We start from the raw sequence: 8,246 nt of genomic DNA, 5'->3' as shown, positions 1-8,246 counted from the left end.
CGGGCCAACAACTGGTATATTTTATTGTTTGGTTTTAGCACACTTACGAAAATCCTCACGGATTTTCTTGGCAAGTAATTATTTACTAAATTTAGTGCTTAAACACTCAACAAAACATACCAAAAACCGTTACCTGCAAGCTAGAAAAACCAAGAATACTGAATGAAAAGTAAAAAAATTCAAAACATTTTAGAATATTTCGATTATGAATTGTTGAAAAACCCAGAATTTAAAGAAGACTCTGTTCGTGAGGAAATAGTAGTTCCGATAATAAAAGGTTTAGGTTATTCAGCGAACAAACCAAATCAAATTATTAGAAGTAGAAATTTAATTCACCCATTCGTTTCAATTGGTTCTCAAAAAAAGAAAATTTATATAATTCCAGATTATCTATTTGAAGTTGACGAAAAGCCGACTTGGATTTTAGATGCAAAATCACCTTCCGAATCAATAATTAAATCTAAAAATGTTGAACAAGCATATTCTTATGCAATGCATCCAGAAGTTAGAGCAAGGTTTTTCTCTCTATGCAATGGTAAAGAATTTGTATTATTCAGTGTTGATGATTTTGAACCACTTATGCATTTTCATATTCAGGAATTGCCTTTGTTCTGGGAAAATATGAAAGCAATACTATCACCTGAAAATATATTTTCAAAAAGCAGTCTTGATTATAAAAAGGATTTAGGTTTACACTTAAAACGACTTGGTTTTGATCAAAATACAGTTTTAGTTTTTCCACAAATTCCAATTACTGGTATATCTCAACTTGATGACGATATGTTTACAATAAATGTTGGTGGAGCCAATCTAAATGATACAACTTATGTCGCAACTTTTGATTTTCATTTAGATGTTTTTAAGCAACTAAAAGGAAAAATTCCAGATGAAGGATTTGAAAGGTTATTGATTCGAAATGGAAAAAGTCGTCTAGCTTTACGATTTCCTGACCGAGCGTATTTAGTTGATGTAGAATGCGAAGTCGGAGAAAAATTAGAAGAAAATGAAAAAGAAATATTCCTTCCTTTAAAATTAACCCGAATAATAAATTAAAAAAGCCTGCAGGTAACAACTGGTATATTTTATTGTTTGGTTCAAGCACACTTACGAAAATCCTAAAGGGATTTTCTTGGTCAATAATTATTTACTAAATTTAACGCTTAAACACTCAACAAAACATACCACAAACCGTTAGCAAATATTACCAATGAAAATTAAATAGATTGATATGAAAAAAATTATTATGACTACACTAATAGCATTACTTCTAATTTCTTGTAATGCTTATAAAGGAGTAAACACTCACGAGCTGAATATTGGAATGACTAAAAAGGAGGTTTTTAATACCATAAACAGAGAACCTGTATTAGAATATACCGATAATGATACTGAAATTTATAAAGTAAGAAAAAGAATTGTTCGAGGTGGAGCAGCACAAATCCAACAATATTTTTTATATTTTGAAAATAATAAACTTATCAAAATAGACAAAGGAGAAAGAGCTGTTGACAAAAGAATAAAAATTGATATAAATTAAAGTTATGGAGTTTATTGATAATCCTTATTTTTCTAAAATTGCATTGACAGCTTTAGGAATATTGATAAAAATAGTAATAGATGGAATAATTAAACCCGATAATGACTTTAAAGGATTAGCAAAATTATTTTTAATTTTCATCTACTTTATTTTACCAATTTTAATAGTTATATGGTTGAATATTGATGATTCAATATCAAATTCCAAATTGACTTCTACCTTAATAATTTTGAATGTAGGAGTATTGATTTTTAATTATTTTCAAGATAGATTTATTAATCAGAGTAAACTGATTGTAGAAAAAGCTAAACTAGATAAAGAGATTGTGGGAAAAGTTAATGACTTAAATAATCTTCAAGCTGAAAAAATGAGTTCGATAGCTAATAATCAAAATTACATTTTAAATGAATTATCAAAGATTAATGATAGAATAATTAAATTTTTAATTGACAAAAAAAAATAACATTTGCTAACAACTGGTATATTTTATTGTTTGGTTCTAGCACACTTACGAAAATCCTAAAGGGATTTTCTTGGTCAGTATTTATTTACTAAATTTAGTGCTTAAACACTCAACAAAACATACCAAAAACCGTTGGCAAACATTACTCACTCAAATCTGAAAAATGATAAAATATGAGATAAATAGATTCATACAAATTGAATCCGGACCACATAGAGAAGTAAAGTTCATTTCTAAATCGGAATTAAAAAAATTCAAAGAAGAAGACTGGTTTTTTGTTAGAAAAAAGTATTTCATAATTACAAATTTTTTAGATTGGTGGAATAGTTTTACAACAGTAAATAAGATTGGAATTATAGCCATTTTTATTCCAATTCTATTTAGCGGAATTTACTTTTGTTTAGACAAGTATTTGGAAAATAAATATGAGGACTTAAATAAAAGTCATCAGAATTTAAAGCGGAATTATACGAATTTAAAGTTTGAAAACAATTATCTAAAGAAACGGAATTTGATTTTATACGATTCCATAAATAAATTGAATGAAAGAATTGAATCCAAACAAAAATTACCGAAATAACGAAAAGAGTTTTATAAAATTTTAATTGATTTACTTTTTTAGACATTATAATTTGAATTTTTAATTAATAATCTGAATAAAAAAACGTTTGCCAACACCTTGTATAATTTATTGCTTGCAAATCGCTTACTTGCGAAAATCCTCGCGGATTTTCTTGGTTAGTGTTTTATTTATTAACTTTATTGCTTAACCACGCAACAAACCATACAAAACCAAGTTAGCCACAATTAATGAAAAAACATCATATTTTATTAGATAATTATTTACACGGATATCAAAAAATGATAGCCTTTTATTTATGGATTTTTTCATTATTCGGATGCTTAAATTATCTGAAACACCCAACTGATTATTATGAAGTGATTTTTGGATTGATTTTATTGTTTTTTTTCTACGCTTTATCTATTGTATTGTTTGGAAAGGTAGGGCTATACATTTCTGATAAAAATCTTTATAGAGGAATAGCAGTTGCAAACAGATTTTTATTCAAAGAAAAGGTAGATACATCAGATTATTCAGAATTCACATATAAGAAAAAGGATAAAACTGATTTACCTTGGTTTTTAGATAATTCAATGATTGGATTGTTTAGCAACCATTACGAATGTTCAATCTTTTTAGTGGAAAGTGATTATAAAAAAAGAAAAGGATTAATATCGTTTTCAGATTTTGAAATGTATTATGATGTTTGTAGATTTCTACAAAGATGGACTGAATTAAGAGAAAAAAAATAGATAAGAATAAATAACAGTGGCTAACACCTCATAAAATTTATGCTTAAATTTGAACTAGTACAAACGACAAACATTCAACAAACGATTTGCTACGTCCGAAAAATCTCCGATTTTTCAGTCGCACAAATCTTATAAAAGCCCGTTGTGTAACATTTAAAAAAGAATTGCTATGGGAATGATGCCACCTCCTGAAAAATGTCATATCACTGGATTAAAAACTACGAATTTTACTTCAAGTTTTGATTTAGCAGAATATATTATTCAGATTAAGGAAAAAAGATTATTATTTCGATTTCATTGGAATCATAAGAATAATTCTTTTGTAAATAAAAATAAACATATTCTATATGGAATGATATTAAACGATTCGTTTCCAAAAGAATTTTGTACAAAAACAGATAAGGTTCTAAATAATGAAATTTTAGAACAAATAATTCGAGAAGCTATATACCCAAAAACACCTGAAGATAAAATAAATTACCTTTTAAATTATCTTCATTCTCTTCAAGAATACGAAGGTTCCAGAATCGATTTTCCTAAAAACGAAGAAAATCAAGAATTAGCAAATAGACTTTATTTCAAAAATTACCAGGAAATGGCGTTCTATCTTTTTACTCTGAAAAACAAAGGTTTAATTAATGGTGTTGATGTTTCTACAAGAGATGGAAGTGGTTTAGTCGGAATTACATTAACTTTTGAGGGACTTTCTAAAGTAATTGAACTTAACGAAAATGGAACTCATTCTGACAGATGTTTTGTAGCAATGTCTTTTTCTACAAGTCAAAATGCAACAAGAGTTGCTATAAAAAAAGCGATTAAGGATGCTGGTTATGACCCAATTTTAATAGATGAACAGCATATTGATTCAGATGTTACTATAAATGATGCATTGATTTCTGAAATAAGAAAATCAAAATTCGTAGTAGCTGATTTCACTGAACATAAACACGGAGTATACTTTGAAGCAGGATTTGCTCTTGGTTTAAAAAGACCTGTTATTTATTTATGTGAAGGAGATGATTTTGAAAACACTCATTTTGACACTAACCATTATCCTCACATTATTTATAATAATTTGGGAGAATTGAAGGAAAATTTAACAACTAAAATTGATGCTTGGATAAATTAAACGTTACACAACAATGCACAAAAAAAATTGCGAAATATTAATGATTATAACAATCCGACAAACAAATAAACTAAAGAACAAACATCGGAAAATTACGATTTGCCAATCGCAACTTTCCTTGTACTAAACCGTTGGGGCACATAAAGACGAAACACAGTTATGAATAGATATCTCTACATCGTAATATTAATAATCCTGACAAATTGTGCAAAAAAAGAAAGCATTTCTGATTTTGATAAAACAATAATGCAAGATATTTTTTTAACTTTAATTGATAATTCATATGATAATTTAGAATTTAGGCTCCCTCCTCCTCCTCCATATCCAGAATTATTTTATGAGACTGAAAGTCAAGAAATAAAAGATAGTATAATTGAAATCACAAAAATAAAATATGAACAGAAAGTTTTTGAGATTGAGAAACGATATGAAAACTTCAAAAAAGGAAATCAAAAGATTCTAATAGTTGTAAGTGATACAATAGAAAATATTTCAAGTTCTTACAAAGAAAGACTGATTAAACATTTTGAAAATTCTAAAATTGAGTTTGATGATAGTTGGGATTATTATAAAACGGGATACATAATTGATTTAAAGAATTTCAGAAGGAATGATAAGTATGTTTTTAAACACAGTACGAGCTTTCCAAAACAAATTTGGAAATGGAAACTTGAGAATAATAGTGATTTAAAAGCAGTCGTCTCTTTTTCAAGAATTATATTAGATAAAAGTAAAAATTTCGGAATTTTGACTGGAGGAATAAGTTATGCTAGACTTAATGGAAATGGATTTATAGTTTTTATTAAGAAAGAAAATGGAAAGTGGGTAATTGATTCAAAAGAAGGAACTTGGATCTCATAAGTTACGATGCCCCAACAATGTACATAAAAAATAGCTTCATTTAGTAAAATAGAATGTTTCTAAAACAAAATAATATTAAATTTAAACATCGGAAAATATCGTTTTCAAAAACGCTACTTTTCATGTACTAAACCGTTAGGTGCAATACTGAAAAAAATTGATTATGAATCAAAAAATCATATTAAGAGGAAATAATGTGCAAAGATATTTCGCAGGATTTCTTGGATTATTTTTTATATTCATAGCATTGATAAATATTAATGATTTAAAGATTTTATCTATCATTCCGATTTTATTTGGACTGATAATTTTTCTTTTAATCCAATTTCCAAGATTTGAAATTTCAGATAAAGATTTTACTTACAGAAAAATTGGTTTGATTAAAGGATTCAACCTTAAACAGATATATAAATTTGATGATATAAAAAATGTCAGATTTGAAAAAGGAGATGGAATATCATCTTTAATGTATAAACTATTTTTAAATAAAAGAAGTCGATTTGGAGAACAGACTGATTCTGATAGAATGATAATTGAATTTAAGAATGATAAAATAAAAATATTCAATAGAATCAATTCAAAAGAAAATTTTAAAAACCTGATTGATAAGATGAATAGAATGATTAAAAAGTAAAGCACCTAACACTTGGTATATTTTATTGTTTGGTTCTAGCACACTTACGAAAATCCTCACGGATTTTCTTGGTCAGTAATTATTTACTAATTTTAGTGCTTAAACACTCAACAAAACATACCAAAAACCGTTGTGTAATATTAAAAAAAACTGAATTGAAGGAGAATTTATATATTAAAAAATTCAAGAACAAAACAAGAACTGAATTAGAGTTTAAAGTTAATAATTCTGAAGTTTTCGAACCAGATGCTGTTTATGCTGCAAAATATATTCTTGAGAATTTTGATAAATTTGAAAAATATAGAGAGAAAAAAACAGAATTTAAAAAGGAAGAGATAAAAGAATTCGTTTTTAAGGAAAAAGCAATTTTTAAAAATAAATGGATTTATAGAATAGCACTCGTATCTACTCTGATAACGGCAATTTCATTTTTTTGGATATTCACTGTTCGAGATAATTTTGATTTTCTGATTTGGAGCATTATAAACTTTCTATTTTTTATTGTTCTTATTGTTCGAGATAAGAAAACACTACCTAAATTAAAACTATTATCAATAATTTCATTATTCTTTATAATTTATAGATACGTGATTTATTATGTATCACTTGAGGAAAAAGCCTTATTCAATTTTGAGATTAAAGATGTTAAATTTATTGCAATTTATTTATTCATAATTCTAGGAGGTGATTTATTGATTGAAATAAAAAAGGTTAAAGTATCAAAGTAAAAACATTACACAACAACGCATAACCAAAATTGCTAAATAGAGAAATATAGAATGTTTCTAAAACCAAAAAATAATATATTTAACAAAGAATAAAAACAATAACCAAAACGCAACTTTGGTTATTCAAACACGTTGGCTATAATATGAGGAACAATAACAAATGGAACAGATAGGATTGATTTTTGGATTACTATTTATATTATTAGGATTATTTTTTTTGGCTTTAATACTGATTAATTTGTACTATAATGATAAAGCAAAAGATTGGCAGTCTTTACACGGAAAAGTTTTGAAATCAAGCTTGATTGAGACAGTAGAAGAATACAACATTGACACAGATATTTATAGCAGTTCTTCAGTAAAAAAGTACGAACAAAAAATTGAGTTTAAATATGACTATGATGGTGAAAAATATATATCTGATAAAATTTATTATTTAGGATTCAATGAGTGGTTTTTAACTAACAATCAGAAAAAAGAACTATATAAGAATTACTACAAAGAGAAATTGATAAATATCTATCTAAATCCTAAAGATAAGGATAACGCATTTTTGATTGATGAATTTCCGATAAATAAATTAATTATATATATGATTATTTCTTTTATAGCTGGATTATTTTTTCTTTTACAAGAATGGAATTATTTTTAGAATAAATTTGAAATAAATACTATAGCCAACAACTCATATAATTTATGCTTAAATTTGAACTAGTACAAACGACAAACATTCAACTAACGATTTGCTACGTCCGAAAAATCTCCGATTTTCCAGTCGCACAAATCATATAAAAACTCGTTAGCAAACATTAACAAAAAATGAAAAAAACAGTACTTTTATTGACAATATTCTTTTCTGCTATTACATTTTCACAAAATGATAATGGGAAAATTTACCTTAAAAACGGAGAGGTTAAAACTGGATTTATAAGACTTGGCTTGTTTAGTACTTTTGGTTTAGCTTCAGAAAATACAGTAGTTTTTAAAAAAAATATAAAAAGTAAAGAAAAAATAAAATACACCTTGAAAGATATAGATAAAATAGAATTAGAAAAAAAAGGAACCTATTTTATAAAAAAAAATGAAGACGGAAATATTTTAATTACTAATTTAATTTATGAAAGCTCTCCTTTAAGTATATATTCTTATTGGGAAAGGACTTTTGATGGAGGAAAAAGTCCAACTTATTATTTTCAGAAAGGAAATGAAAACTTAAAACTCATATATAGAGGATTAGGAAACACCTCAAATAAGAAAATGAGGAAATATTTCAGCGACTGTCCAAAGTTAGCTGAATATATAAAATCAAGGACTTTCGAAAAATATGTAGAAAGAAGTCCAAAGTTTAAAGATAAAAATAAACTTTATTCAAAATTGATTGAAATTGTCAAATACTACAATGAAAATTGTCAGTAGTTTGAATAAAACGTTTGCTAACAATTGGTATATTTTATTGTTTGGTTCTAGCACACTTACGAAAATCCTCACGGATTTTCTTGGTCAGTAATTATTTACTAAATTTAGTGCTCAAACACTCAACAAAACATACCAAAAACCGTTACCTAAAATGGCGGATGAGC

11 protein-coding genes are annotated in these 8,246 nt (G+C 26.5%); all 11 read left to right on the top strand.

What is annotated here, in order from left to right; all coding sequences use genetic code 11:
* The first annotated feature begins 162 nt into the window (after positions 1-162).
* The 11 genes from R3X25_RS15040 (at position 163) to R3X25_RS14990 (ending at position 8,082) form a co-directional block, all read left to right on the top strand.
* Entirely contained in the window at positions 163-1,053 is an 891-nt protein-coding gene (locus tag R3X25_RS15040; protein ID WP_317675793.1) for a type I restriction enzyme HsdR N-terminal domain-containing protein, read from the top strand.
* A gap of 175 nt (positions 1,054-1,228) precedes the next feature.
* Positions 1,229-1,537 (top strand): hypothetical protein, encoded by a 309-nt coding sequence (locus R3X25_RS15035; RefSeq protein ID WP_317675792.1) that lies wholly within the window; start codon positions 1,229-1,231, stop codon positions 1,535-1,537.
* 4 nt (positions 1,538-1,541) lie between these two features.
* Positions 1,542-2,000, top strand: coding sequence for a hypothetical protein (locus R3X25_RS15030; protein ID WP_317675791.1), 459 nt, complete (start codon positions 1,542-1,544; stop codon positions 1,998-2,000).
* Between the two features lie 163 nt (positions 2,001-2,163).
* Positions 2,164-2,580: a hypothetical protein gene (locus tag R3X25_RS15025; RefSeq protein WP_317675790.1), complete on the top strand. Its 417-nt coding sequence runs from the start codon at positions 2,164-2,166 to the stop codon at positions 2,578-2,580.
* Positions 2,581-2,810: 230 nt separating this feature from the next.
* Positions 2,811-3,314 (top strand): hypothetical protein, encoded by a 504-nt coding sequence (locus tag R3X25_RS15020; protein WP_317675789.1) that lies wholly within the window; start codon positions 2,811-2,813, stop codon positions 3,312-3,314.
* A gap of 169 nt (positions 3,315-3,483) precedes the next feature.
* Entirely contained in the window at positions 3,484-4,443 is a 960-nt protein-coding gene (locus R3X25_RS15015) for a hypothetical protein (RefSeq protein WP_317675788.1), read from the top strand.
* Between the two features lie 159 nt (positions 4,444-4,602).
* Positions 4,603-5,304 carry a hypothetical protein gene (locus R3X25_RS15010; protein ID WP_317675787.1) on the top strand — a complete coding sequence of 234 codons (702 nt, stop codon included), beginning with the start codon at positions 4,603-4,605 and terminating at the stop codon, positions 5,302-5,304.
* A 163-nt stretch (positions 5,305-5,467) separates the two neighbouring features.
* Positions 5,468-5,938: a hypothetical protein gene (locus R3X25_RS15005; RefSeq protein ID WP_317675786.1), complete on the top strand. Its 471-nt coding sequence runs from the start codon at positions 5,468-5,470 to the stop codon at positions 5,936-5,938.
* Between the two features lie 155 nt (positions 5,939-6,093).
* Positions 6,094-6,666: a hypothetical protein gene (locus tag R3X25_RS15000; protein WP_317675785.1), complete on the top strand. Its 573-nt coding sequence runs from the start codon at positions 6,094-6,096 to the stop codon at positions 6,664-6,666.
* 160 nt (positions 6,667-6,826) lie between these two features.
* Positions 6,827-7,318 carry a DUF3592 domain-containing protein gene (locus R3X25_RS14995; RefSeq protein ID WP_317675784.1) on the top strand — a complete coding sequence of 164 codons (492 nt, stop codon included), beginning with the start codon at positions 6,827-6,829 and terminating at the stop codon, positions 7,316-7,318.
* Between the two features lie 167 nt (positions 7,319-7,485).
* Positions 7,486-8,082, top strand: a complete 597-nt coding sequence (locus R3X25_RS14990; protein ID WP_317675783.1) for a hypothetical protein — start codon at positions 7,486-7,488, stop codon at positions 8,080-8,082.
* Positions 8,083-8,246 lie beyond the last annotated feature (164 nt).

Source organism: Lutibacter sp. TH_r2 (assembly GCF_033101135.1).
Classification (GTDB): Bacteria; Bacteroidota; Bacteroidia; order Flavobacteriales; family Flavobacteriaceae; genus Lutibacter.
This window is presented reverse-complemented; position numbering and strand designations above follow the sequence as displayed.

Coding starts and splice junctions, on each gene's coding strand:
- R3X25_RS15010 (WP_317675787.1), top strand. CDS start 4,603: ATGAATAGATATCTCTACATCGTAATATTAATAATCCTGACAAATTGT.
- R3X25_RS15035 (WP_317675792.1), top strand. CDS start 1,229: ATGAAAAAAATTATTATGACTACACTAATAGCATTACTTCTAATTTCT.
- R3X25_RS15030 (WP_317675791.1), top strand. CDS start 1,542: ATGGAGTTTATTGATAATCCTTATTTTTCTAAAATTGCATTGACAGCT.
- R3X25_RS15015 (WP_317675788.1), top strand. CDS start 3,484: ATGGGAATGATGCCACCTCCTGAAAAATGTCATATCACTGGATTAAAA.
- R3X25_RS15005 (WP_317675786.1), top strand. CDS start 5,468: ATGAATCAAAAAATCATATTAAGAGGAAATAATGTGCAAAGATATTTC.
- R3X25_RS14995 (WP_317675784.1), top strand. CDS start 6,827: ATGGAACAGATAGGATTGATTTTTGGATTACTATTTATATTATTAGGA.
- R3X25_RS14990 (WP_317675783.1), top strand. CDS start 7,486: ATGAAAAAAACAGTACTTTTATTGACAATATTCTTTTCTGCTATTACA.
- R3X25_RS15020 (WP_317675789.1), top strand. CDS start 2,811: ATGAAAAAACATCATATTTTATTAGATAATTATTTACACGGATATCAA.
- R3X25_RS15040 (WP_317675793.1), top strand. CDS start 163: ATGAAAAGTAAAAAAATTCAAAACATTTTAGAATATTTCGATTATGAA.
- R3X25_RS15025 (WP_317675790.1), top strand. CDS start 2,164: ATGATAAAATATGAGATAAATAGATTCATACAAATTGAATCCGGACCA.